The sequence below is a fragment of the Clostridium sp. UBA7339 genome (assembly GCF_002470865.1).
Taxonomy (GTDB): Bacteria; Bacillota; Clostridia; order Clostridiales; family Clostridiaceae; genus Clostridium_J; species Clostridium_J sulfidigenes.
Genome location: NZ_DKPI01000014.1, coordinates 86,450 through 112,945, shown reverse-complemented (window position 1 = coordinate 112,945; position 26,496 = coordinate 86,450). Strand labels below are relative to the sequence as shown.

Genomic DNA, 26,496 nt, shown 5'->3' with positions numbered 1-26,496 from the left:
CTAAGGTTATAAATAACTACTCTAATTATATTGAGAACTCTTTTAATTTGCAAATTAATTATTTAAAAGTTAATAATATATTTATTTTTTGTTAATTTTAGGTTATTCGTGTTATAATGCAGATATGATGGATTATTTAAATTTTAATATTATTAAATCAACATAAAAACAAGCTTTATAAAGGAGCAAATCATATGTGGGATAGGTTTAGAATAGATAAAAAGTTAGATATAGATAGAAAGTATATAAATATTGGAGTTGTAGCTGTTATTGCTGGAATTGCCTTATTTATAGGCTATGAAATAGTAAGTAGAAGTGGTACTTTTATTAATATAATTAAAAATGCAATATTAGGATTTTTAAGTGTAATAAGACCCATAATAATAGGAGCTATAATTTCATATTTATTATTTCCTTTAGTAAGACGTATTGAAATCTTTATTAAGAAATGTGTTAGTGTAAAGGAAAATAATAAATTTAATTGGATATATAGAATTATAAGTATCGTATTAGTTTTTTTTATAATAATACTATCAGTAGTATTAATATTTAATTTTATAATTCCACCTCTTTTAGAGAATGCAAAATCATTAATAAATAATATTCCACAATATGAGAGTGTAGTAAGGAATGGAATAAATAACTTGAATTCGTATTTTGCTACTTTAGATATAAATTATCAGCAAATTAGTACTTATATTGATAAGGTAACAGCAGCATTTGCAGTTATTGGTCAAGAGATAGTTAATATAATTACAAATAGCATTTATGGATTTGGTTCATTTATGATAGATTTTGTTTTAAGTATAATATTTACATTTTATTTCTTAAAAGATAAAGAGATGTTATTTAAAACTATTAGGAGATTTGGGAGAGCTTTTATACCAGGAAAGTTAGGAACAGTACTTAAGCAATTTATTATAGATTTAGATGAAGTTGTAGGAGGATTTGTAAGAGGAGTTTTACTTGATGCCCTTATTGTAGGTATAGTTTCATCTATACTTATGTTAATGATTCATCATCCATTTGCTGTACTTGTTGGAGTAATTGCAGGTATAAGCAATGTAATTCCTTATATAGGACCCGCTATAGGAGCAGTAGTAGCATTTATATTGGGGATGTTTTCTAGTATTACACTTGGAATTTGGGGATTCATACTTTTAATTATATATCAACAAATTGATGGTAATATTATACAACCTAAGGTGGTAGGTGGTAGTGTAGGACTTCCAGCTGTTTGGACTTTAATTGCTTTAACCATTGGAGGAGGGTACGCAGGAGCTATTGGAATGATAGTGGCAGTACCTATTGCAGCTATACTAAGTGTATATGTTCACAGAATTTATAAAAAAAAGTCAATTATATAGTATAATAAAACTGATTTAGTTATGAATATAAGGGTAGGAACTGTAAATAGAAGCAAAAGAGAGGATAATAAGTATGGGAAAAATTTCAGCAGAAGAATTAAGGAGAAAAATGGATGGCAATGAGAAATTAGTTATACTAGATTTAAGAGATGAACAGGCTTACAGAGAAGGACATATAGAAGGGGCCATATTGATTTCTTTAAGTGATATTTCTCATGACATTGAAGATATAGTTCAGAATAAAGATGAAACTGTATGTGTATATTGCTATAGCGGCAATAAAAGTGCTAGAGCTGCAATGATGCTAGAATACTTAGATTATTCTAATGTGTGTGATTTAGGTGGTATTACAAATTGGAGTTATGATCTTAAAAAATAGCTTCAATTTATTTAAAGTAGCTAGTAAGTAAATAAAAATAATAATAATATAAAGGTGTATGAGAGCAATCTCTACACCTTTATATTATTTATAATTATTTTACCGAAATCTTCACTTTTCATCTTTATATTTTCTACATAAAAAATCGTTTTAGGATCATTAGCTATGGCACGAATAGAGAAATAAGGTGGAAGCCTAAATCCTTTATTTATATTAAGAGCACCTATTAATTGTTTAGCAATAGAATCACTACCAGAATTTCCAGATACTATTACAGCAAAGATGGATTTATTATAAAAGTTACATCTTCTATATAGTGCTGTAAGACGGTTTATTACAGCTGTTAAATTAGCTGCTATAGCATCGTTATAGTTAGGGCATAGCCAAATTACTGCATCACTTTCTTCAATGGCGGGAAGAACATTTTCTGTCATAATACCTCCATAGAAACAACCTTTTTTCTTTCCATAATGAAGACAAAGTTTATAAGGACATCCTATACAATCTAGCACTTCTCCTCTTTCAATTTGTATTTCATTAATTTGAAAATAATTAATATGATCAGATACTAGGTGCCATAGGTCTAAGGTATTAGATGATTTATGTGGACTAGAGTATATAACAGAAATCTTTCCACTTTGAAGAGTCTTAGGATTATCCTTTACAAGGCGATTGACTAGTTTCCTACAGAGATCATAACAAATATCATTCAATGACATATCCATAGTCTTTTGCCACGTTAAAAAATTTTTTAAAGAACTAGTGGCTTCTACTAGAGGATGGCCTATAAAAGCACATCCCATATTATTAGCAATATATACAATATCTTGAGCAAAACGTTTTGTACCATGGTCATCAATACTATATATAAGAATAGCACCGGTAGATCCAAGTAAGGTGTCTTTACCTTTCTCTAGAAGTTTTGATAGAAGGTTAATCATAGGGATATCAAAACCAACATCCTCAACCTGAGCTACAAAAAGTAATTTTTTATAGGATAAATCAGGAAGATTACATACATCATCTATTATTACATGATGTATATTTTTAAGTGAATGAGACACCATAGTATTCAATATAGGAGATGTATTTTTATTTGGTAATATCACATATAAAGTTTCTATTATTATCCCTCCTAACAAAGTATTATTAATAACATTTTTGTTATAAAAAATATTAGATATATAAACAGTTTATTCTTATTATTTTTTATTATACAATTCATTTAAAAGATTATAGGTATTTTTTAATCTATTCATTAATTCTAAAGGTAAATCTAATGTTTCGTTTTCTGTACATCCATTTAGAAATTTATTTTTGCACCCCATATAGGTACCACCAATAAAGTTTGAAGAATAGTGGAAGTTACCTTTAATTGTATCAAGGATGCTGAGAGCACCAGAAGATAGGGCTGGAGCTATATATGGTTTAAATCCGGTAGCACGAACTTCCAAATTTGCAGTTTTAGCCTTTTCAGTAAGAAAATCCGAGGCAGACTCATTGAAGTTTTCAATACTATTAGCAATTATTAATCCTTCACCATGGGGACCAAAAGCTCTACCTTCTTGTAAATAATTCGCAGTATCTTCCCTTAAACTACTATAATAAGCTGCTCTACCATTCATAACCCCCAATCCATATCCGCGAATCTGCTCTGGAGCAAGACCTTGAAAATCAAGGGTATCATCCTTATTTTTATTGCTATCAATAAAAAGAGATTTGCATAATAAATCTACAGGATCAGATACTACTGCAAAGATTCCTTTGAATTTTGCATCTCTTGCCATTTGTCCATATACTTTAAGGATTTTTCTGTTACCATCAAACTGAACAAGTCTTACATCTTTTTCTTCTTTTCCTATAGGAGGAATACCTACAGATACACAAAATACAAACATATCACAGTTGAACAAATCTTCTTCCCTTAAGGGAAGAATTTGTAGATTGTTTTCTTTACCATCGCAAGATAAAATTTGAGATAATTCAAGGTTAAGTCGATTCACTTTTTTAAAATCCTTATCATAAATACCTAAACTAGATATTACATCATTACCTAGAAGTTTAAGGCCGGTTAAAAGAGTTGCACCTACATCTCCTAAACCAACTACATTTACTTTCCACTTTAGAGGGGTAGAATAGACTATCACATCTAGAAAGTTTGGATAATTAGTATTTAAGGAAATAACTCTTTTTTCATTAATGGCATTTTTAAGCCAGATAGGTATTGTTTTATTTATTTTATAAGAGGAGTTAAGTATACTTAAATCCTCTTTTTCTAAAAACAAAAGATTTTCAGTAGAGACTATAAAGGATCTTCTAGAATTTTCACAATTTATAGAAGTTAAAGCAAAGATCTTACCAGTATAGTTTTTACAGAAATTTTCATCTGTAGAGATAAAGTCATCTCGTGTTATAAATTCATTAGTTATAATTAAATTATTATTAAATATATAGTAAAACATGTATAGTTCTCCTTTTATAGCATATTTTCAAGTCTGGTAAGTAGTTCTAAATCCTTTTCAACTAGGGCTGATGGAGTAGATGATAAATCATATTCAATTCCTTTTCCAATATCTGGACTTCGAGGAGTAGTTATAACTTCGCCTAGTGATGAAAGGGTTAGATTTCTCCCATATATGTTATGATATTCTCTTTCAAGTATTTTTAGTATTTCTATAGAATTTTCAAGACAAACCTTAGAAAAATTATAAACATTTTCGTGGGAAGTATTTTTTATAAATACTGGGTAAGTGTATGGTAATATACTATTAATTGATGGAATTAAGTTTCGTTTAGGAAATTCTCCTCTCCATATAGCATCTCCACCTAAAAATGGATATAAAGAATTCTCATTAAACCAAATTTTGAGTCTAGGTATGAAGTATACGCTAGAAACTTGCCTATTTTGCATATCCATTAAATCTTTTCCTCTACCAGAGAGAATACCACAGTGGATTTTTTTTACATTAATTTCTTGATTAATTAGTATAGGGTCTAAGGCTCTCATTCTATACCCCTTATGGAGAATGTTATCTACTAAAAAAATTGGTCGATTAAAGGACTTTATCATTTTCATCTGGTTATTTAAAGATAGGTAATAGGGAGATTCGCCTATAAAGAAGTTCTTCATATCACCATAATAATATTTTTCTGTATGAAGGGATTTGGTAACAGTATTTGGTACTAAATCTCTATCTAAAATATCACCATAAGGTACACACATAGCTTCACCATATTCCTTAGATGCTTTTACATAAGTAGAAATACTATTTTCATGACAAATATTTCTTATCATTTTTTGATGAAGTACTTCACTATTAAAGCAAAGTAAAAGTTCATTAGGATATAATTTTGAAAGAGCACCTTGCAATAATTTTCTTCTATAATTAATTACATTCTTAATTTTAGAGTTACTTCTAAAAGGTTCTTTTAAAATATTTTCTACATCTAAGTTCAAAATACATGGACTAGTCATATTAACTGCTAATACAGGAGACTCCTTATTTTCAGAGCCAATATTTACAAAACCTTGGGATAGCATTATTTCTACTAAGGTTGAGCTAGATAATGAACTATGGCATGGATTAAAAACAGCGTATTCATAATCTTTAGAAATAGCATAAGCTAAAGCCTCAGTTAAAATAATTTGCTCAAGAAATTTATATTTTTCTCTATCAGTAACATAAATTACATCTATAAATATCATTCTTCCTGTAGATAGGGAACGAAGTGCTCTAGAAATATTCTCATCTTTAACTTCATCGTAAAGATTATTTGAACGAACCCAATGCATTGCGGCAATAGCTAGAATTTCACTTTTTTTAGAATCTTTAATCATTACTAGTTTAGGAGCTTCCTTATCTTTAAGTTCTGATAAGATAGATTTCATTTCATTACTAAGGTTTAAATGAGAAAATAATTTTAATATTATATTATCAGTAACTTCATCAACAAATTCAAAATCTAAGTGACTTTCATTTAGAGATAGCTTATCTAGGGGTTCTCGTTGGTAAAAACCATTTTCATTAATATATTGAGAAACTAAAGGATCTACTAAGGTTGAAATATCTCTATTTCTATCTATATAGTTTCTGATTTGACTAGAGCTTATGGTAGAGTATTTAGCTGGAAGTTTTAATACTTCTACAGTGCCATTTATGAGAGATTTAGCAGCTAAAAGTTTTTTTGAATTACCTCTTTCAAAAATTATGTGATTAAAAGTATGAATGGAATCCTCTTCCACAGGATTACGATAGCAAGAGGCATTTAAAAGTACATCGCTACCTGAAACAAAGAATATTTGAGAATCTGAAAATGATTCCTTAAGCATTCTTAAATCATCAGTATTAGATATATTCACTTGTATAGTTTCAGGGTATATATAAATATTAAATTCATCACAAATTGATAAATTAATTAATATTTTTCTTAAAAGATTAGGTAAGGTTTTTTTAGACCAAGAAAATTCATCCACGGCTAAGTATACTTCATAACCTAAATCACGAATTGCTTTAGAAATATTCTTATGTCCTAAAGAGAAAGGGTCAAAGGTACCAGGGAAAAATGCTATTTTCTTAGGTATATCTATAAGAATATCGCCATTTAAAAAAGTATAGTCTGCTATGAATCTATAGATGTGATTTAGAGCAGCTGCATTGGTTAGTAAAAGTAATCTATTATTGTCATCATTACCTACAAGAGTAAGAATTTTTTTAGCTACTAATTTGAAAACATATAACTTATCATTTATAGAAATTGTTGAACTTCCAAATATATCCTTGCCAAGAGTGATTATGGCTGCTTGTTTAACCTTATCCTTATAATCACCTATACCATTTAAAATAATAGATAACATTGATTTTAATCTTTCATTATAAATTTTTTCATTTTCATTATAACGAGATTTATATACATCATAGTTAGACAAGGAGATTCCTATAGCTTTAAGAATTAGTATCTTAACATCTTCATTTGAAGTTTTGATTTTGCTTTTTAAATCATCAATAATTTCATCTAATTCATTAGGTGCTAGCCATAAGATTATCTGACCTAAGAAAGGTGATATATATTCTGTGAATTTCTGGCCTTCAATTTCTAGTCCACGTAAAAGCTCTATAGCTACTTCATTTCTTTCTGAATCATTTAGGTTAGGCATAATTTTAAGTATTGAAGAGCCTGCACTATTTCTAACACTTTCCATAGCACTAACTTTTAACATATTACAAAAGTGAATGCAAGTATGAAGTCCTGTAGTTGGCGCAATATAGAGTGTATAATTAAGAAGTATATCTATCTGATGTTTTTTTACTACCCAATTAGTAGCTGTTTTTAAGTTGCTAAGGAGGATATCTGGGATTTTATTATAATCTTCCTTACAGTAAGTTTTAAAAAGAAATATATGGTCATCCATATTAAGAGTTGTGAAAATTTTTAAGTATAAATAATTTTCAGATGAATTTTTCCTTCTAGTTTTAATTTCTCCAAGATTTTTAATCATATAATCAAGTATAGAATGAGTAGGTGGTATTTTAGGAATTATATCGTTTAAACTTTCAAGAGCAGCTAATCTTATAACTACATTTCTTTTTTTTACTTTATCAATAATGAATTCTATGAGTGAATCTAAAGTTTCATCATAGGACTCAAAAGATATATACTTTGCGGTATAGAGTAAATACAGCTGAGTTTCAAAAGAAGTTATGTTTTGAGACATATAATGTTTCAAGAGAATACTTCTATATATTTTCATAAAAATTTTTCTGGAATTTATAAAAACAGAGTTAACCATGATTTTAGTATTATAGCCAATCCAGTTTTTATGAGCATTTACTAGTTTACCGCTAGGATAAAGCATTAATGAAATATACTCTTCAAATAATTGATAACTATTTATGTTAGGTTTATCTATAGATACGTTTTTAGGTAATTCTTTACTATAATCTTCATCAAAAATAGCTATTAATTTTCCTATTAGATATGCACAGTGACGGCGAATGTCATCTTCTCTATGAGCTAAATTGTCATAAAGAAATTCTAGAGTTTGTAGCTTTTGTTTTTGAGTAAAGTAAGTACAATATTCTTCTAATACTCTTATATATTGGCGAAGATTTTTCCAGTTATTCTCACTTCGAGCCTGTTCTAATATAGTATTTAACGAATATTCATCACGTAATAAGTACATAAGATTTATATTGTGATTTATTGCTAAATGTTTCATACTATCAGTTATTTCTTTTCCTCTAAGCAAAGAATATATTGGAGGGTTTGCAGAAGTTAAATTGTCTTCTTTAAAATCTAAATCAACATTTACACCAATACTCTTTATGTAATCTTCGAAGTCTTTTAACTTGCCATATACTTTTTTATAACGAGATTCCTTTTTAGCATCAACATTTTCTAGTTTTTGAAGAATTACTTTAAAAGAGTTTTCTAAAGAAAAAATATGCATAGTAGGATATGAATTAGTAAATACATTTTTAACTCTAAAATCACAATAGATGAGTATTAATGATTCTAAAGATAGATTTTCAAGTTCTAAATCCCAAGTAGAATGATTTATAGCGATATTTCTAATATAATTTATATTGTGGTTTCTAAACCATTGGTCTGTGTAATAGTAGTGGAGATGTGGAACGCGTTTTAGCTCTTCACCTTTACATCCATATTTTCCAATGTCATGTCCGGCAGCAGCTCCAGAGACTCTTCCTAAATCTATAGGTAACCCTTTAGTTTTAAGTTGGCGTGCTAAAAACATAGCTAGGTAATGTACACCACAGATGTGATCTAAAGTATTATACTTAAATATTTCTCCATTAAGCTTCATCATTTCATATACATAGTCACGGTCAAAGGCTTTAATGAATTTTAAATATTCATCTTTTCTTTCTAGTTCTTCAATTTCACTATCTGTTAAAGTTATTAAAGGATAGTTTGCTTGCCAACAATCTGAATCAGATATGGATTTTTCTATATTACATAGAACCTTATAAATTCTAAGGAATATTTCACATCCTGAAGTTAATTTTGAATCTAATTCTATAGTTACTGCATCTTTAAAATTCTTGCTTAAGGCATAATTATATAAATATACTAACCATTCATTAGGACCATCTTCATATAAATCATTTAATAAAGGAGTACATAGATAAAGAACTTTAGATGGAGAAAAATCTTTTTCCACTAAAATGTCTTGGAGTGTGTATAAAAAAACTGGTGAGTTTATATGCTTATCAAGAAATTTTTGTGATATATTTTCAGATTTTAAGAAATGAGAGTTATAAAGCTTTCTTAAAATTTTTTTCTTTATTTCTTTTAATTGTAAAATTTCCATAGAGACCTCCTAAACATCAATATATAACATGTATAAAACATATTTCTTATAAATATTTTATCATTTAAACTGCATTTATCCTAATAAATATACTATAATAATAATCTAAATAATATATTCATAAAATCTAATTATTTATTATAAAAGAGAAATAAGAAAGAATTAAATGAAAAACTTTTATTTTATCTTATTTTTATATATAATCTATTTATGATGTTTTTAGGAGGATCTATGATAGAATTAATAAAAAAAGTGGATATAACACTATTGCAGTTTATAAATAAAAAATTACGATGCAAGTTTTTAGATAAAATTATGCCATATATAACATTTTTAGGATCTGCCACATTTTGTATGGTTTTTGTTGTGATGACTGTTATGTCTAAAAGTAAAGAAATTAAGAACCTAGGATTTCTAGCATCTTTATCAATTATTACTTCTGGCGGTATTACTCACTTTTTAAAGAGAGTAAAAAATAGGATACGACCATATATAAAGTTTCCAACGCTAAACATAAAGAAGATAGGTGTAGATGATTATTCCTTTCCATCGGGTCACACCACTGCAGCTTTTTCAATTGGAGTTAGTATTGCACTAAGCTTTACTGGATTAGCAGTAGTATCTATAGTAATTGCTAGTCTTGTGGGATTTTCAAGGGTTTATCTTGGTGTACATTATCCAACAGATGTAGGTGCAGGAGTTGTAGTTGGAACTTTGAGTGCCCTTTGTATGCATATGATAGTATAATAATTAGGAAAGAGATAAGAATTTAATTTAGATTCTTATCTCTTTATTACATCATAGATTATTCTTAAAGAATTAATGGATAGTCAATATTTCATCAATTACCCTTCCATCACATTTTGGAAATTTAATACCTAAAACTTTTGAGAGGGTAGGGGCTATGTCCACTAAATTCATATTATTCATAAAAAAGTTTTCTTTAAACTCTTCACCACATCCAATAAAGAGAGTATGGATATCAGGACTATTAGGATGATAACCATGATTTCCGTTAGATTTTCCCTCTTTAGGAGTGGTTGAAGTCACTATAGTACCATTAAATTTATCTATAAAAATAAAACCTCTTTTAGCTTCAATCATAAATGTAGCCTTAGGATCACCACCTAAATCTATTATCTCATCATTTCTATATATCTTTGCAATTCCCTTAGATTCATCAAGAGATAAGGCTTTTAAAATATTATAAACTTTTGAGGAGAGATTTTTATTAAAGTCATCCTTAACATATACATAGGCACTTCCATCACAAGATTTTACATATACTCTCCAAGAATTAAGTCTGTTATCATCACCCATGCTTATTAACCCTTGATTTTTAAATAGGGTGTTTAAGGTAATAACTTTATTAAAGTCTTGAAATCCATGATCACCTAAAATAACTATAGAAGAATTATTATATATACCAGCTTCTTTCAGAGCTTTTATTACATCAGCTAATCTTCCATCATGGCGATGAAGTGAATCTACAGCTTCTTTAGAATCAGTACCATAACCATGACGTTGACTGTCTAGGTCTAAGAGATGTAGTAAAAGTAAGTTAGGTTTATACTTTTTAATGGTTTCTATAGCACAAGCAGTAGCAAAATTATCTAAGTTAGGCTCCTTTATACCATCAAGGAGATGTTTGAATTTTCTGTTTAAATTGAATTGGTATATAGGGCTTCCACCTAGAAGTGATGCCATTTCTTGAGATATATATTTATTGTTAGAGAAAATTTCAGGCATATTATATTTTATAGAAGATTTACCAGTAACAGGCCAAAATATAGATCCTACAGTAAGCCCTCTACTTTTTGCCATATCATATAGTGTTGGACCATTTACATATTTTCTGAACCAAAACCAATCTGGAGCAGCTTTTTCAGGTTCTAATAATTTATTGTTTACAACCCCATGGTTTTTAGGATACTTACCTGTAACTATGGTAGTGTGAGCTGGATATGTTAATGATGGATATATAGATTTAACATTTCTAACTACTGACCCCTTTTGAATGCATTGTGAAAAAGTTGGTAAGTTACTTATTATATCAAAATCAGCTGCTTTTAATCCATCAATTGAAATAACAACTAAGTGCTTATTTGTTAAATTATTCATAACTTATTCTCCTTAACTTTATGTTATATATAAATTATGATATACTAATTTTGTTATTAAATCTACATAGTAAGATAATATAAATAAGGAATAAAGAAGAAAAGTGGCGTAAGAAGGTGTAATTTTGGAGCTAAATTATAAAGAACAATTCACTATAAAGTTTCATGAAGGAGACTTTAAGGGAAATGTTAAATTATTTACAATAATGGATTATGTTCAACAAGTTTCAGAAAGTCATTCTCAAATTTTGGGGGTGGATTTTCAGTCTATGATGAATAAAGGATTATTTTGGGTAGTATCTAGAGTTGAAATTACAATGGAAAGATATCCTAAGGTTGGAGAAGATATAACAGTAGAAACTTGTTTAGGTGGCCGTGAAAAAGTTTTTATGAAAAGAAGATTTAAGATTAAGGATAAGGATGGACAAGTTATTGGTAGAGTTTTGATATATTATTTAATTGTAGATATTGAAACTAGACTTCCACAAAAGCCGTCCATGTGCCCAGTAGATATAAATATTAATGTAGGGGATGTCATTGATAATAAGCTTAACAAGATAAAGATGCCAGGTGAGGCTATAGAAACTGTCAATAGGAAGTTATATTACAATGATATAGATATAAATAATCATGTTAATAATGCTAAATATATTTCTTTTATAGAAGATTTCTTTTCTTTAGATTGGCATAGAGTAAAGAAAATATCTTATATGCAACTTAACTTTATTAAGGAAATTAAATTTGATGATTCGTTAATAATGAATAAATTTATTGAGGATAAAGAAAGTAATAGTTTTTGCATTAATGGAATTTCAGAAATTTCAGAACAAGAATTTTTTCAATGTAGGTTAAAGTTTTAAACAAATGTGTATTGAAAAGTCATTAAGATAAAGGTATCTAAATAATAAAATTTTTAGATACCTTTTATTTTAAGAAATAACTAATATAGTATAAATAAAAAAGTGTAAAGGAATACATAACGTAAGAATATAATTTATTAAAGTGAAAATTAAATTTAGAAAACAATCACATATAAAATTTAATTTAAAAATATTTATAAATATGAAATAAAAAGTGAAAAAATTTACGAATAATAACCATTGACATTAATGGGTAAATAATTCATAATAAATATGGAATATTCATAAAAGATTTAAAATTTAAAATAAGGGGGAGCAATAATTGACGCATAAGAAGGGTTTGAAAAAGGCCGTTAGCAAAGAAGGTATTATATTTCTAATTTTATTTTTAGGTTTTTTCATAGGTATGGGAAGCGTTATGGGAACCATAAATATGTTTAATACCCTAATGGAAACTGCGTATAGCTTATTAATGAAAACAGTTTTTTATATAATGGCTATTGCAGTATTGGCAGGAGCTATATCTGCACTTCTATCAGAATTTGGAGTGGTATCTTTAATTAACAAATTGTTATCACCATTAATGAAGCCACTTTATGATTTGCCTGGTGCTAGTGCTATAGGAGTTTTAACCACCTATCTTTCTGATAATCCTGCTATACTTACTTTAGCAGATGATAAAGGATTTAGAAGATATTTTAAAAAATATCAGTTGCCAGCTTTAACTAATTTAGGAACAGCCTTTGGAATGGGGTTGATTATTACTACCTATATGATGGGACAAAAGTCACCTATAGGAGAAAGTTTTATACTGCCAGCTATAATAGGTAATGTAGGAGCTGTAATAGGAAGTATTATAAGTACTAGATTAATGCTTAGACAAACCGCGAAAATTTATGGAAAAGAAGAAATGTGTGTACAAGACAATGATACTGGTTTTGACATGATGAACTATAGAGAAATTAGAGATGGAAGTGTTGGAGAAAGATTTATTGGTGCTATGCTTGAAGGAGGAGCTTCAGGAGTACAAATGGGACTTGCTATAATTCCAGGAGTTTTAATAATTTGTACTTTAGTTTTAATGCTTACTAATGGACCATCTGCATCTGGAGCTTACACTGGAGCTGCATCAGAAGGTATCGCACTTTTACCTTGGATTGGGGAAAAACTACAATTTATATTAGTTCCGTTATTTGGTTTCCAAAGTCCTGAAGCTATAGCTTTCCCGATAACATCTTTAGGGGCAGCAGGAGCTGCAATTGGTTTAGTACCGGAAATGTTACAAAATGGATTAATAGGTGGTAATGAAATTGCAGTATTTACAGCTATGGGGATGTGTTGGAGTGGATATTTAAGTACTCACGTTGCGATGATGGATGGTTTAAAGTGTAGAGAATTAACAGGTAAAGCTATTGTTAGTCATACCTTTGGTGGATTAATAGCAGGTATGTCAGCTCACTTTATATATTTACTTATATCAAAATTCATATAAAAATAAAAACCACCTTTTTAGAGTGGTTTTTATTTTTATTATAATGGACATACATATGCATTTATATGCGCTTCAATGGGTTGATTAGTGGAATTTAAATAATTATTTAATATACCAGTCCTTAAGCCTTCACTACATATAATAATGTTATAGAAGTTACAATAGTTTACAATATGAGTTATTATTTCACATCCACCTAATATAATATCAGCACGTTTTTTTGAAAGACCTTGTAAGTTTTCTCTCTCTTTTAAACTTATAACTTTAAGGCTTTCACAAAGAGTTTTTAGTTCATGAGGGTTGGAAAATTCTATTGTGTTAGTAGATGAACATGAATTTGTTAAATAATTAGAATATATCTTTCCGAGATTCTTAAAAGTTCCGCCAATGCCAACTAAAGAGCTTCCATAAAAGCTTTCAATCCAAGGTATATTAGAAAATAGCTTATAGAAAAAGTCCTCGTTGTAGTCACAGCTCAAGTATCTGCCACGCTTATTAACTTTTATTTTCTCAGTTATGTTTATAGAACCTAGAGGAATACTAGTGTAATTTGTAAATTTACCCTCTTCTACAAAAATTAATTCTGTACTATTTCCACCAGTGTCCATTATTATACCCTTATCTAGATTACAAGTAGAAAAAACTCCAAGGTAAGATAAATAGGCTTCTTCTTTAGGTGATAAAACCTGAACTAAAATTCCAGTATGAGCTTTTATTAAATCAAGAACATAGTTACTATTTTCAGCTACTCTTAAAGCTTCCGTAGCTACACATATGATTTTAGAAACTTTATTTATAATACAAGAACGTAAAAATTTTTTTAAAACTGTTATTACATGAATGGTTTTTTCAGAACTTACAATTTTATTGGTAGCTAAGGTAGCTCCAAGTCTTAAATGTTCTTTATCTTCATCTATAATCTTTGGATTGGACTTATCATCTATATTAACAATTAGTAGGTGAACTGTATTTGAACCAATATCTATAATAGCAATAATATTCATAATACTTGATACCTCCCCAAAAAACTCTTTTATTATTTATACGATAAAAATAATAAAATATCACATAATAAATATATTAGACTATTGAAATTTAAAGAAAGAGTTTTTAAAGAAGATATGATAAGAAAAAAATATTAAGGCTATGTATAAGAAAAAATCTACAGAGCTAAAATTTCTAATAAATTTCACATAGCCATAATATTTACTAAGTTGCAGTTTCAATGAGAAGTATATTGCTATGAATATTTGCTTTTACTTCAAAAGTTTCATTGGAAATATAAGCGCTGTCAGAGCCTGTTAAGGTAATATTATCAGAATTACTTGCACAAATTTCAGTTTCTCCATAACATTGAAATAAATAGCCTTGTCTATCTTTGTTAATTGTAAAAGTTAAATCCTTGTTAGGATGTAGTAATGCAAAATAAATATTGATATCACAATTAGATTTAATAGGAGCCAGACCATTTAAAGGACTAATAGCATATATCCACTGATTTTCAATAGAATTTTTAAAGTCATATTTATTTAATATAGGAGATTTACTATTCTTTTTTTGAATATAAGAGTTATTATTGGTGTATAAGGTTATTTCAATAATATCTAGAAAATCAATACCACTATTAAAAATATCATAAGTTATCCCATCCATAGAATTAATATAAAGAAAATTTCCAGATGAAAGGGTTTCTAAATTTCCTATGTTATCGCTATATAGTAATTCACCGGAGATTACATACATAATAAATTCTTCTCCTATTTTAAAATTATTATGAGTTCCACTTCTAGGAACTAAGGTAATATTTTTTAGTTCTTTGATGCAAAGTTCTGAATCCATATTTTCAATAGAAGTAGAAAGATTAGAAGTAGTTTTTAAATAAGAAAAATCTTCTTCTTGATTATAAGTAACAATTCTTCTATTAATCAAAATATTACCTCCCACTATATAATTAAATGTTTATATGATCAAATAATTTTAATAAATATAAAATTATTCTACGATATTAGTATTTGCAGTTTTTATAATTTAATAGTAGGTATGTTTTTCACCTACTATTAAATAAATTAATAAGTGGGAATAAATTAGATAATAAAAGAATATATGATAAGATGATATTTATTGTTTAAAATGTGGTAATATAGTAATATAAAAAACTTAAAATGACTTTGGGGGGAATAATTAGTGATAAAATTTCTTAAAGAATGGATAATACCAGCATTAATTGCTATAATTTTAGGATTTTTAATAAATAAGTTTATTTTTTTCAATGTAAATGTTCCAACTAAATCTATGTATCCCACTATTACACCAGGAGATAGAATATTTTCATTGAGAACTTATAAACCATCATCTATTAAAAGAGGAGATATTTTAGTATTTCATTCTGATGAGCTAAATAAAGACTTGATTAAAAGAGTAGTAGGTCTTCCAGGAGAGAATGTAGAAATTCAATCAGATGGAAGTGTATATATAAATGGTGAGTTTCTAGAGGAGAGTTATGTAAGTAGTTTTAGTGATACTACAGGTTCTTTTAATGTACCAGAAGGTTGTTATTTATTTTTGGGAGATAATAGAGGAAATTCTATTGATGCACGATTATGGGAAAATCCTTATATATCTTTTGAAGACATACAGGGAGAAGGAAAATTTATTATATTTCCTTTTGATAGGTTTGGTAAACTAAAATAGTGTATAAGTAAGTAAAATGTTAAAGAAGTATTGAAGTGGTGAAATTTATTTCACCATTTTTTTATTTTAATTTATGCTAAATACAATAATAATTAAACTATATTTAGGGAAAGATAAATTCATATCCATAAAATATATTTAAAGGTATAAGGGAATTTAACAATAACTAAAATCAGCAATAAAATAAAGTGGTAAGTAATGGAATGAGGGGAAAAGTAAATATTAAAAATAAGTCAAAAGATGCATAATCAATGTGACTAATATATTTTACAAAGGAGGAATTATAAATGAAAGATAATAAGAGATTATCCCATACTGCCTATGGTGGTATAAAAGGTGATGATTATATGCCTTTTATATCAACTACAACGGCAATGCCTGAATCAAGTGTTTATTCTATTCTAATGGGTGCAGTATTTACAATGATATTTGCTGCTGCAAACACTTATTTAGGATTAAAGGTTGGTCTTACAATTTCAGCAGGTATTCCTGGGGCAATACTTGCCACAGGGATTTTAAAAGGATTGTTTAAAAGAAACAATATATTAGAGGCTAATATGGTTGCTTCAATTGCAGCAGTTGGAGAATCTATAGCAGGTGGAATTATATTTATACTACCAGCAATTATTTTATGGGGAATTACATTAAGGGTTTCTACAATAGTTATTGTTACTCTTCTAGGAGGGATAGTAGGTATATTTTTTGTTACTCCTTTAAGAAAATTTTTAATAGTTGAGGAGCATGGAAATTTAGTATATCCAGAATCTATGGCTGCAGCTGAAGTTTTAGTTAATGGAAGTGAAGGTGGTAGTGGATTTAAAATGGTTTTAATGGGTCTCGGAATTGGTGGAGGTTATAAGTTAGCTTCTGGAGGATTTGCTCTTTGGAGTGAAAGACCAGAATGGGTTATACCTGCATATCAAAATTCCGTATTTGGAATAGATACATTAGCTTCACTTCTAGGGGTCGGCTTTATTGTAGGTACAAAAGCATCGGCATTTATGTTTGGAGGATCTCTTGTAGCTTGGCTTGGATTAATACCACTTATTAAATATATAGGTAGTACAGTTCCAGAACCTTTATTTCCTTCAACTATGTTAATCTCTGAGATGGGAGCTTCAGATATATGGAGTAAGTATATAAGATATATAGGAGCGGGAGCTGTTGCCGCAGGAGGATTTATTTCTTTAGGAAAATCTGCACCAACCATTATTAGATCTTTTAAAGAAGCCATGTCAGGTATAGGTAAAAAGGAAAGTGGTGCAACTACTAGAATAAATGAAGATCCGCCAATTGTTTGGGTAATAGCTTCAGCAATATTGGTATTTGTTCTTGCATGGTTATTGCCACAAATTAGAGTAGGAATAATTGGCTCACTAATGGCAGTAGTATTTTCATTCTTCTTTGCAGTAGTTTCTGCAAGAATGGTTGGTATAATTGGTGCATCAAATAATCCTGTATCGGGTATGACTATTGCTACTTTACTATTTGTTACAGCCATATTAAAGATAACTGGCAATATAGGGCAAGAGGGAATGATTACAGCTGTTATGGTAGGTGGTATAGTATGTGTAGCTATAGCTGTTGCTGGTGGTACAGCTCAAAGTTTAAAGACTACATTTGTAATTGGTGGTTCTCCAAAGAAAGTACAAATTGGAATGTATTTAGGGTTAATATTTGGTGCTGTAGTTTCTGGGTATGTATTATTAATGCTTCATAATACATATGGAATTGGTTCAGAAGCAGTGCCAGCACCACAAGCTACTCTTATGTCAATGGTTATAGAAGGTGTTATGACTGGTGAATTACCTTGGGTACTTGTGTTTGTGGGAGTATCTATAGCTATATTTGCAGAAATATCTGGTCTACCAGTACTACCAGTTGCGCTTGGTTTATACTTACCTATACATTTAAATGCAGGTATATTATCAGGTGGTATAATTAGAATATTTGTTGAGAAGAAATTTAAGAAAAATGAATCCCTTATGAAAGAAAAAGTAGAGAGAGGTATTCTTATATCTTCTGGATTAGTTGCTGGAGATGCATTAATGGGTATAGTAGTTGCAGGGTTTGCTACTTTAGGACTTAATGTGGCCTTTGGACTTAATTTTGAAGGGTTAACTCAAAATTCTATATTCTCAACAGGTATATTTATAATTCTTGGAGTAATTATTTATCTTATTTCTTGTAGTGGAGATAATGAAAGAACTTAAAGGTAAATTATGATTATTGATAATATTTCTTATAATATTAAAAAATATGGATATAATTATGAATAATATTAAAGTTAAGAGCCATTGAGGCTCTTAACTAATTTGTAGGTGATTTGTATGAAAGGTAAAAAAACACAAAATAAAGAAGAAAAGAATTTTCTTTTATATATTCCCCAAATTGAACATGATAACTATAAAATTAATGATAATAATATAGTTACTTTATACTTTGAACATAACAAACCTATAGAAAAGTTCGCAAGATGGTTAGTGAAAAAAAATAATCTTAGTGATATAGTTTTTGATGATAAATCATCGCTGGCGTGGGCTTTAATAGATGGTAAAAGAAGTATATATGACATTGCACTTGAGATGGCAAGGAGATTAGGTGATACGGAAGAAGTAGCTATAGAGAGGCTTGTAATGTACATAAGATATATTGCTAAAAAAAGGTGGATAAAATTCATAGGAATAAAACATAACCAGGGTTGATATTAGGAAATATGTAGACATTGAGAGTAATATCTACTATTTAAATAAATAAATTGAACAAAAACAACCTACTATATAGCTTGACTACTTTAGGCTTTGGTGTATAATTATGACTTGACTAGATAGAAATTTTTACGGAAATGTAAAAAATCTATCATATTTTATTTTAAGCATATTTTATATGAATAAAATTCGGATAGATTAATAATATTAAAAATATAAATTTATAAGTAGTAGGGGTATAAAGATGATTATTGCAGATGTTAAAGTTGGTAGAATTACAATGCCATTAAAAAAACCATTCGTAACTAAAAACGGAGTTTATAATTATTCTAACGAAGTAGTTGTAAAGATTTTTACGGAAAATGGAGATGTGGGAATAGGAAGTGCAGCTCCAGCACCAAGAGTGACAGGGGAGACAGAAAGTTCAATTGTAGGTGCTATTAAACATATTACTACATTTATTAAGGGAATGGATCTTACGTGTCTTCAATGCATTTTTAAAGTTATGGATGAATGCATTAAAGGAAATAATAGTGCAAAAGCAGCTGTAGAAATTGCTATATATGATCTTTGGAGTAAAGGAGTAAATACTCCTTTGTATAAGTTATTAGGAGGATTCAATTCAACGGTACTTACAGATATAACTATACAAGATGATGATAAGATGGAAAATATGATAAATGCAGCCTATGAAGCTACTAGAGATGGCTATACTAATATAAAGATAAAACTTGGAAATAATGTAGAATCAGACTTTGAAAAAGTGAAATTTATTAGACGTGCTATTAGAAAAGGAATAAAAGTAAGAGTTGATGGTAATCAAGGCTGGTCACCTAAAGATGCAATAAAGATAATTAAGAAGATAGAGCAATTAGATTTAGACATAGAGTTTGTAGAACAACCAGTTAAAGGTTGGGATATCGAAGGATTAAAATTTATTAAAGATAATGTGGATACTATGATTTTAGCTGACGAATCAGTGTTTGGATCCCCAGAGGCCTTTAAGGTAATTCAGAATAGAGCTTGTGACTTAATCAATATAAAACTGATGAAATGTGGAGGAATACAAAATGCCATAAGAATTTACAATATGGCAGATACCATGGGTATAAGGTGTATGGTTGGTTGTATGTTAGAGAGTAAAATTGGAATCACAGCAGCAGCAAGCTTTGCAGCTTCAAGAGGAAATATGATAACAGCAGATTTAGATACAATGATATACTTTGCAGAGGACCCTATAGTTGGAGGAGCAATCTTTGAAGGAAATAAAATCACTTTGTCCGATGAACCTGGTCTTGGAATTACTGATATAAGAGGTTGGGAAGAAATAGTATAAGTAAACTTTATCCATCTATATATTATATTAATTTTGCATAGATGAAAGGGTTTAAGATTAATATATAGAACTTATAATAAGTTACTATGAAAATTCATTATAAGAATCTAATAAAGGAAGTGGTTTTATGTCAAATGATCTTAAAGACCAATTAAAGAAACAGTTAGAGGTTGCCATAGAAGAAGAAAGATTAGAATATGTTATAAAAATAATAAATGATGAAATTCTTAAGTGTATAGAGAAAAGAAAGCATATAACCAATGCCATATTAGAATACAGAAAAAATGTTTTAGAAGAATTTAAAGATGATGAAGATAAGATAATAGAGTATTTTGACCATGAAAACTACGTAAAAGAAGAAAATTTTAAAAGTACTGATAGAAAATTAAAAGAACTAACAGTGTTAAAATCTTCTCCTTATTTTGGTAAGGTTACTTTTAGAGAAGAAGATTATGGGATAGAAGATATATACATTGGAAGGTTTGGAGTAACTTTAGAGGAAACCTTTGAACCACTAATTATAGATTGGAGAGCTCCAATTTCAGCGCTTTTTTATAATAATTCAGGAAATATTGGTCAGTATAATTCACCTGAAGGAGAAATTACAGCTTCTATTTTAGAAAGGGTTCAATATATCATAAAGAGAGGTAAATTAGAGGGATTATTTAATTCTAATATCGATATAAAAGATGATATTCTTCAAATGGTATTAAGCAAAAACTCTTCAGATAAGCTTAAAGACATAGTTATGACTATACAACAAGAACAAAATGAGATTATAAGACAAGATAAGAATAAGATACTAGTTGTAGATGGTGTAGCTGGAAGTGGTAAAACTACTATTGCACTTCATAGAGTTGCTTATTTAATTTATAATTACAGAAATCTTTTAGAAAATAAGGTTTTAATTTTAGGGCCTAATAGAATATTTATAGATTATATTTCAAATGTTCTTCCAACTTTAGGAGAAACAGGAGTGTTTCAAACTACATTTTTAGATTTAGCTTTAGATTTAGTAGATGTAGATGATGTTATAGATATTAAAGATGTTATGGAAAGAATTCTTAATAAAGATAAAGGTTTTGAGAAAAAAATTATTTATAAGAGGTCCTTAAAGTTTATGGAGGATCTAGATAGACTTGTTATTAAACTAGAAGAAGATAGTTATTTTAGCCATGGAGTTTTCTTTAGAGATAAAGTTATAGCAACTAAAGAAGAAATAAAAACCATGTTTACAAAAGACTTTACTTCACTACCGTTATTTAGAAGAAGTAAAAAAATTAAAAGAATTTTATTCTCTAGAATTAGTGATGCGAGAGATGAAGAATTTAGATTTATTGAAATGAAGTATAAAGAGAAAAAGAAAGAGTTTACCCCTGAAGAATTAATACTTCATATAAATGATTTAGAATTCAAAAGAAAATTAGAAATAAGAGAATTAGTAAGAGATGTAATAGAAGTAAAAGCTACATTAAGTTATTTAGATGGAAAAAATATAGAAAATATATATGAAGAATTTAATGGTGATAAAGAATATACAGAAGAAGACTTGGTTGCTATATTATACTTAAAAGCTAAACTCATGGGCTTAAGGCTTAATAGAGAAATTAAACATTTAGTAATCGACGAGGCTCAAGATTATTCACCACTACAATTTATAGTGTTAAAAGAACTTGTAAATACTAAATCGATGACTATAGTTGGAGATAGTAATCAGCAATTAATACCTATTGAAAATAATTCTTCTTTAAGTAGTATTAAAGATATATTTAGTGAGGATTCAGTTGAAATGTTTAAGTTAAATAAAAGTTATCGTTCAACTAAAGAAATCATGGAATATAGTAATAGATATATAGATGATATTTCCATAGTACCTATGGTTAGAACTGGAGATTCTGTTAATGAGATATTAGTAAAGGATGAGAAAGAGATAAAAGAATATATTATAGAGCTAGCAACTAGCTTAAAGAAAAAAAATCTTGAAAATATATCTATTATAACTAAAAATTTATCTCAATCTAAGTATATATATGATTTGTTAAAAGAAGATATTTCATTAAAGCTTATAGATAAAGAGAATCTTCATATTGCTGAGGGAACTATGATTATGCCTAGTTATTATGCAAAAGGCTTAGAATTTGATGGAGCTATTATAATTGAAGAGGACATCCAAGAAAGATACAAGGACAATCTAATGTATATAATGTGTACAAGAGCACTTCATAATTTAATAGTTATTAAGAAATAAAAAGTAATAGCATCACAGGGTGCTATTACTTTTTATTTTTAATATATTATAAGCTATCTTCATATCCTTGAATTTTATTTAATACTTCTTCATATATTTGGTCAGCCTTATTAAAATCCATATTAGGAACATAGAATTCCTCTAATTCATCATGTAAATCTTTAGCTATTTTTATACAATCAAGACCTTTTTGAAGTAGGATGTAAAAAATGGAAGAAATATCGTCTATATCATCTTGTTTTTTTTCAATATAATTTGCATCTAATAGACTATCCATATCATATTCCTCGCCATGAAATTCTATTTTGGTAATTTCATTTGATGTTACTAGAGCAACCTTTAATTCAGGAATTAATAAATGTTCAATTTTTTCAGGATTTAGTGGAGTGTGTAGAATCTCTACATCTAGACCCCTTCGAGTAGCTTCATCTGCAATATATTCAAGAACACGAGTTTTGCCAGTTCCAGGAGAGCCTTTAAGTACATAAACACTGGACATGTCTTCTACTATATTATGAATATAAGTTATAACTCCCTTTGGAGTAAATCCTGTTGCAAATAAGTGGCGTTTTTTACCCAGTGATGAGAATGTATTAGGAAGAATTCTATTCTTCAAATTTTCTTTTAAAATATTAAGTTCATAAAGATTTAAAGCTTCATTATTAAAGGTATACCAATCATCATAAATAGATTTAGCCGCAGCAAAAAATCTGTAAGCTCTTCTAAAGGAATTTCCAATTTCTTTATTCACAGCTAGAATGTTAAATTTTATGTTCTTAAAATTCTCTTCTTTTAAACATATGCCCATATTTACTATATCATCTACAGCACCAGGAGTAATAGGGTCTATCATATGGGGAGATGTGCCATCAAGCATAGCTACTTTTAATTCTTTAATTAGAACTCCATCTAAAGAATCACTATCAGAAGAACAATGATGAAATTCTACATCATATCCTCTATCAATGTAGTGTTTTCCAATTTTTTTCATAAGGGAAGATTTTCCTGTACCAGGACCTCCCTTTAAGCAAATAATTCTAGTTGCATCCTTTTGGGAAATAATATAATTAAAGTGAGAGTAAAAGCCTTTTCCGGTATTGCCACCTAAAAAATAGTGAGTGGATATTCCAGTCATAATTAATCCTCCAATGATTTCTACACTATCATAATATTATATAAGTTAAAAATGGTTAATAAAAATTCAAATTAATTAGATAAAAGATGCATCTACGGTAATTATTGCGTTGTGATTTGGAGAAACTTTCTTAATTTCCTCATTTATTTGTTTTTGTAATTTAAGTTCTGATTCTTTAGTTATTATAAAATCATCCTTAACTACTACATCAAATATTAGGTTTTTATAGTCACCTTCACCTACTACTCTAAAATCATGAAAAGAAGATATATGAGGAATTTTATTTAAAACTTCTTCCAATTCTCTTTTTGCACTAAGAATCTCTTCATCCTTTGTAGTTACTGGATCCATATGAATTAGCAGATATATACCCAGTTCAGAAGAAATTTCCTTTTCAGCTCTATCTATAACCTCATGAGCAGCAACAACAGAAATATCAAGAGGAACTTCAGCGTGAATAGAAGCAATTATTCTTCCAGGACCATAATTATGAACTAGCAAGTCATGAACACCATCTATATGTTCATAGGATAATAACATTTTTTGAATATCTTCTACTAAATCATTATCAGGAGCAACTCCAAGTAATGGGTTTAAAGTATCTTTAATTAGGTTATATCCTGCATAAAGAATTACTAAGGAAACAACTAAACCAATATATCCGTCTATAGGAAGTGATGTGAATTTTGAGATTAGTAGTGATATAACTACAGTAGAAGAAGATATTACATCACTTATTGAGTCTACAGAAGAAGCTTTAAGAGCGGAAGAATTTATTTTGTTACCTATACCTCTATAGAACCTACTTAACCATACTTTAAATGATATAGATATGATTAAAAGAATAAATGGAAGTAGTGAAAATTCTACAGGAACAGGATTTTTAATTCTCTCAAAAGAGCTTTTTATGAATTCAAAGCCAACTAATATTACTAAAAATGCAACTATAAGACCAGAAATGTACTCAATTCGTCCATGTCCAAAGGGATGTTCTTTATCCGCTGGTTTGCTTGAAAGTTTAAAGCCAAAGATGGTTACTAATGAAGCACCAACATCGGAGAGATTATTAAAAGCATCAGCAATTACAGCAATACTATTAACTAAAAGTCCAGCAGTGATTTTAATTAAAAATAAAACTAGATTTACTAAAATACCAACAACTCCACCAAGATATCCATAGCGTTCTCTGACTTTTTTATTTTTTATATCTTCACTATTTTTAATAAATTTTGTTATAAGTTTTTGAGAAATCAATTATTACACCTCTTTATCAATATATTTTTTCTCATAACTATAGTATAACACGAGAACATGTTATAAATTAGGGAAAATCACAAAATTCATAGGAAATGTAGTAAAAGTTTGGTATACTATTACTAGTATTTCGTTTTAAGGAGGGGATTAATTATGTCAAAAGAATTGAAGTTTGCTAAAGAACTTATAGATTTTTTGTATGAAAGCCCTACTGCTTTTCATGCAGTGAAAAATGTTAAAGATTCTCTTGAAGGTTGTGATTTTAAGGAATTAAATGAAGAGGATAAATGGATATTAGAAAAGGGTGGTAAATATTATACTACTAAAAATGGTTCTGCATTAATTGCATTTACTGTAGGTAATGGTGAGGTTGAGAACCATGGATTTAAAATTATAGGTGCTCATACAGATTCACCTACATTTAGAATAAAACCAAATAGTGAAATTATATCAGAAAATAATTATATTAAATTAAATACTGAGGTTTATGGTGGTTTAATAAGAAGTACATGGATGGATAGACCACTAGCTGTAGCAGGAAGAGTTGCTTTAAAAGGTGAAAATTTACTTAATCCAGAGTTAAGGTTAGTTAACATAAAGAAACCAATATTAATAATACCTAGCTTAGCAATTCATATGAATAGGGAAGCCAATTCTGGAGGAGAATTAAATCCACAAAAAGATACTCTTCCACTACTTGCAATGGTAACTGAAGAATTAGAAAAGGATAATGCATTAATAAACATATTAGCTGAGGAAATGAAGGTAAATAAAGAGGATATTATAGATTTTGATTTATTCCTTTATGAATTTGAAAAGGGATGTATTGTTGGATTAAAAGATGAATTTATATCTTCAGGTAGATTAGATGATCTTCAAATGGTTCATGCTGGAATTGAGGCACTAAAAGAAGCTCCAATAACTGAGGGCATAAATGTAATGGTATGTTTTGATAATGAAGAAGTTGGAAGCTCTACAAAACAAGGAGCCGATTCTGATATGTTAGCAAATATTTTAGAAAGAATTGCTCTTTGTCTTGGAAAAGGGAGAGAAGAGTTCTTTAGAGCACTTAGCAGATCCTTTATTATTTCGGCAGATAATGCTCACGCAGTTCATCCTAATAGTCCAGAAAAGGCAGATCCGACTAATAGACCAATTGTAAATAAAGGTCCTGTTATAAAGATAAATGCGAATTGTGCATATACTAGTGATTCAGATTCTTCTGCTGTATATGAATCTATTTGTAATAAAGCAGGGGTACCAGTACAAAAGTTTGTGAATCGTTCAGACTTAAGAGGTGGTTCAACCATAGGACCAATTTCTTCAACCCATTTGAATATACGTTCTGTAGATATTGGAAATCCAACCCTTGCTATGCATTCTATAAGAGAGTTTGCAGGAGTTAAGGATCATAGTTATGTAGCAAAATCCTTTGTAGATTTTTACAAAATATAATATAATTATAGAAACTCCTTGTAACAAAGGAATAATTATTGAAACTAGTGATGGGAAAGAAGTAAAATTTAATGTGCAACCAGGTAGTTATAGAGGATTAACTAAAGGTAGTTCACAATAG

At 28.8% G+C, this 26,496-nt stretch carries 19 protein-coding genes; 11 read left to right on the top strand and 8 right to left on the bottom strand.

What is annotated here, in order from left to right; all coding sequences use genetic code 11:
• Positions 1 to 194 precede the first annotated feature (194 nt).
• On the top strand, positions 195 to 1,367 hold the full coding sequence (locus B2S02_RS14665; RefSeq protein ID WP_346848925.1) for an AI-2E family transporter: 1,173 nt from the start codon (positions 195 to 197) through the stop codon (positions 1,365 to 1,367).
• 73 nt (positions 1,368 to 1,440) lie between these two features.
• Positions 1,441 to 1,746: a rhodanese-like domain-containing protein gene (locus tag B2S02_RS14660; protein ID WP_051824021.1), complete on the top strand. Its 306-nt coding sequence runs from the start codon at positions 1,441 to 1,443 to the stop codon at positions 1,744 to 1,746.
• A gap of 71 nt (positions 1,747 to 1,817) precedes the next feature.
• On the opposite strand, the gene B2S02_RS14655 is transcribed toward B2S02_RS14660, so the two are convergent.
• From B2S02_RS14655 to B2S02_RS14645, 3 genes are all read right to left on the bottom strand, one after another.
• The gene (locus tag B2S02_RS14655; RefSeq protein ID WP_346848997.1) at positions 1,818 to 2,870 is read right to left on the bottom strand and encodes a flavodoxin family protein; all 1,053 of its coding nucleotides are present in this window, start codon (positions 2,868 to 2,870) and stop codon (positions 1,818 to 1,820) included.
• Between the two features lie 78 nt (positions 2,871 to 2,948).
• On the bottom strand, positions 2,949 to 4,208 hold the full coding sequence (locus B2S02_RS14650) for a lactate/malate family dehydrogenase (RefSeq protein WP_346920960.1): 1,260 nt from the start codon (positions 4,206 to 4,208) through the stop codon (positions 2,949 to 2,951).
• A 14-nt stretch (positions 4,209 to 4,222) separates the two neighbouring features.
• Positions 4,223 to 9,076: a cytidyltransferase gene (locus B2S02_RS14645; protein WP_346920959.1), complete on the bottom strand. Its 4,854-nt coding sequence runs from the start codon at positions 9,074 to 9,076 to the stop codon at positions 4,223 to 4,225.
• A gap of 231 nt (positions 9,077 to 9,307) precedes the next feature.
• Between B2S02_RS14645 and B2S02_RS14640 the strand changes: the two genes are divergently transcribed.
• On the top strand, positions 9,308 to 9,823 hold the full coding sequence (locus B2S02_RS14640) for a phosphatase PAP2 family protein (protein WP_346848928.1): 516 nt from the start codon (positions 9,308 to 9,310) through the stop codon (positions 9,821 to 9,823).
• Positions 9,824 to 9,895: 72 nt separating this feature from the next.
• Here the strand turns inward: B2S02_RS14640 and B2S02_RS14635 are convergent, their stop codons facing one another.
• Positions 9,896 to 11,197, bottom strand: a complete 1,302-nt coding sequence (locus tag B2S02_RS14635; RefSeq protein ID WP_346848929.1) for an ectonucleotide pyrophosphatase/phosphodiesterase — start codon at positions 11,195 to 11,197, stop codon at positions 9,896 to 9,898.
• Positions 11,198 to 11,321: 124 nt separating this feature from the next.
• Here B2S02_RS14635 and B2S02_RS14630 point away from each other — a divergent pair, with 124 nt between their 5' ends.
• Both B2S02_RS14630 and B2S02_RS14625 read left to right on the top strand, forming a co-directional pair.
• Positions 11,322 to 12,056, top strand: a complete 735-nt coding sequence (locus tag B2S02_RS14630; RefSeq protein WP_346848930.1) for an acyl-[acyl-carrier-protein] thioesterase — start codon at positions 11,322 to 11,324, stop codon at positions 12,054 to 12,056.
• A gap of 322 nt (positions 12,057 to 12,378) precedes the next feature.
• Positions 12,379 to 13,548, top strand: a complete 1,170-nt coding sequence (locus tag B2S02_RS14625) for a CD0519/CD1768 family membrane protein (protein WP_346848931.1) — start codon at positions 12,379 to 12,381, stop codon at positions 13,546 to 13,548.
• Positions 13,549 to 13,586: 38 nt separating this feature from the next.
• On the opposite strand, the gene B2S02_RS14620 is transcribed toward B2S02_RS14625, so the two are convergent.
• Positions 13,587 to 14,552 carry a hypothetical protein gene (locus B2S02_RS14620; RefSeq protein ID WP_346848932.1) on the bottom strand — a complete coding sequence of 322 codons (966 nt, stop codon included), beginning with the start codon at positions 14,550 to 14,552 and terminating at the stop codon, positions 13,587 to 13,589.
• Positions 14,553 to 14,757: 205 nt separating this feature from the next.
• Complete coding sequence (locus B2S02_RS14615; protein ID WP_346920958.1) at positions 14,758 to 15,477, bottom strand: hypothetical protein; 720 nt, start codon at positions 15,475 to 15,477, stop codon at positions 14,758 to 14,760.
• Positions 15,478 to 15,732: 255 nt separating this feature from the next.
• Between B2S02_RS14615 and lepB the strand changes: the two genes are divergently transcribed.
• The 5 genes from lepB to B2S02_RS14590 all read left to right on the top strand — a co-directional run bounded on the left by lepB (position 15,733) and on the right by B2S02_RS14590 (position 22,531).
• Complete coding sequence (lepB, locus tag B2S02_RS14610) at positions 15,733 to 16,239, top strand: signal peptidase I (protein WP_346848934.1); 507 nt, start codon at positions 15,733 to 15,735, stop codon at positions 16,237 to 16,239.
• Positions 16,240 to 16,526: 287 nt separating this feature from the next.
• A complete protein-coding gene (locus tag B2S02_RS14605) occupies positions 16,527 to 18,452 on the top strand; it encodes an OPT family oligopeptide transporter (RefSeq protein WP_346848935.1) in 1,926 nt (641 codons plus the stop codon).
• Positions 18,453 to 18,569: 117 nt separating this feature from the next.
• Positions 18,570 to 18,944, top strand: a complete 375-nt coding sequence (locus tag B2S02_RS14600; protein ID WP_346848936.1) for a PqqD family protein — start codon at positions 18,570 to 18,572, stop codon at positions 18,942 to 18,944.
• Between the two features lie 247 nt (positions 18,945 to 19,191).
• Complete coding sequence (locus B2S02_RS14595) at positions 19,192 to 20,283, top strand: dipeptide epimerase (protein WP_035132568.1); 1,092 nt, start codon at positions 19,192 to 19,194, stop codon at positions 20,281 to 20,283.
• Between the two features lie 127 nt (positions 20,284 to 20,410).
• The gene (locus B2S02_RS14590; RefSeq protein WP_346920957.1) at positions 20,411 to 22,531 is read left to right on the top strand and encodes a HelD family protein; all 2,121 of its coding nucleotides are present in this window, start codon (positions 20,411 to 20,413) and stop codon (positions 22,529 to 22,531) included.
• Between the two features lie 46 nt (positions 22,532 to 22,577).
• Here B2S02_RS14590 and B2S02_RS14585 read toward each other — a convergent pair whose 3' ends face one another.
• Positions 22,578 to 23,666 (bottom strand): PRK06851 family protein, encoded by a 1,089-nt coding sequence (locus B2S02_RS14585; RefSeq protein ID WP_346848938.1) that lies wholly within the window; start codon positions 23,664 to 23,666, stop codon positions 22,578 to 22,580.
• Between the two features lie 75 nt (positions 23,667 to 23,741).
• The gene (locus B2S02_RS14580; RefSeq protein ID WP_035132558.1) at positions 23,742 to 24,920 is read right to left on the bottom strand and encodes a cation diffusion facilitator family transporter; all 1,179 of its coding nucleotides are present in this window, start codon (positions 24,918 to 24,920) and stop codon (positions 23,742 to 23,744) included.
• A 153-nt stretch (positions 24,921 to 25,073) separates the two neighbouring features.
• Between B2S02_RS14580 and B2S02_RS14575 the strand changes: the two genes are divergently transcribed.
• Positions 25,074 to 26,375, top strand: coding sequence for a M18 family aminopeptidase (locus B2S02_RS14575; RefSeq protein ID WP_346920956.1), 1,302 nt, complete (start codon positions 25,074 to 25,076; stop codon positions 26,373 to 26,375).
• Positions 26,376 to 26,496 lie beyond the last annotated feature (121 nt).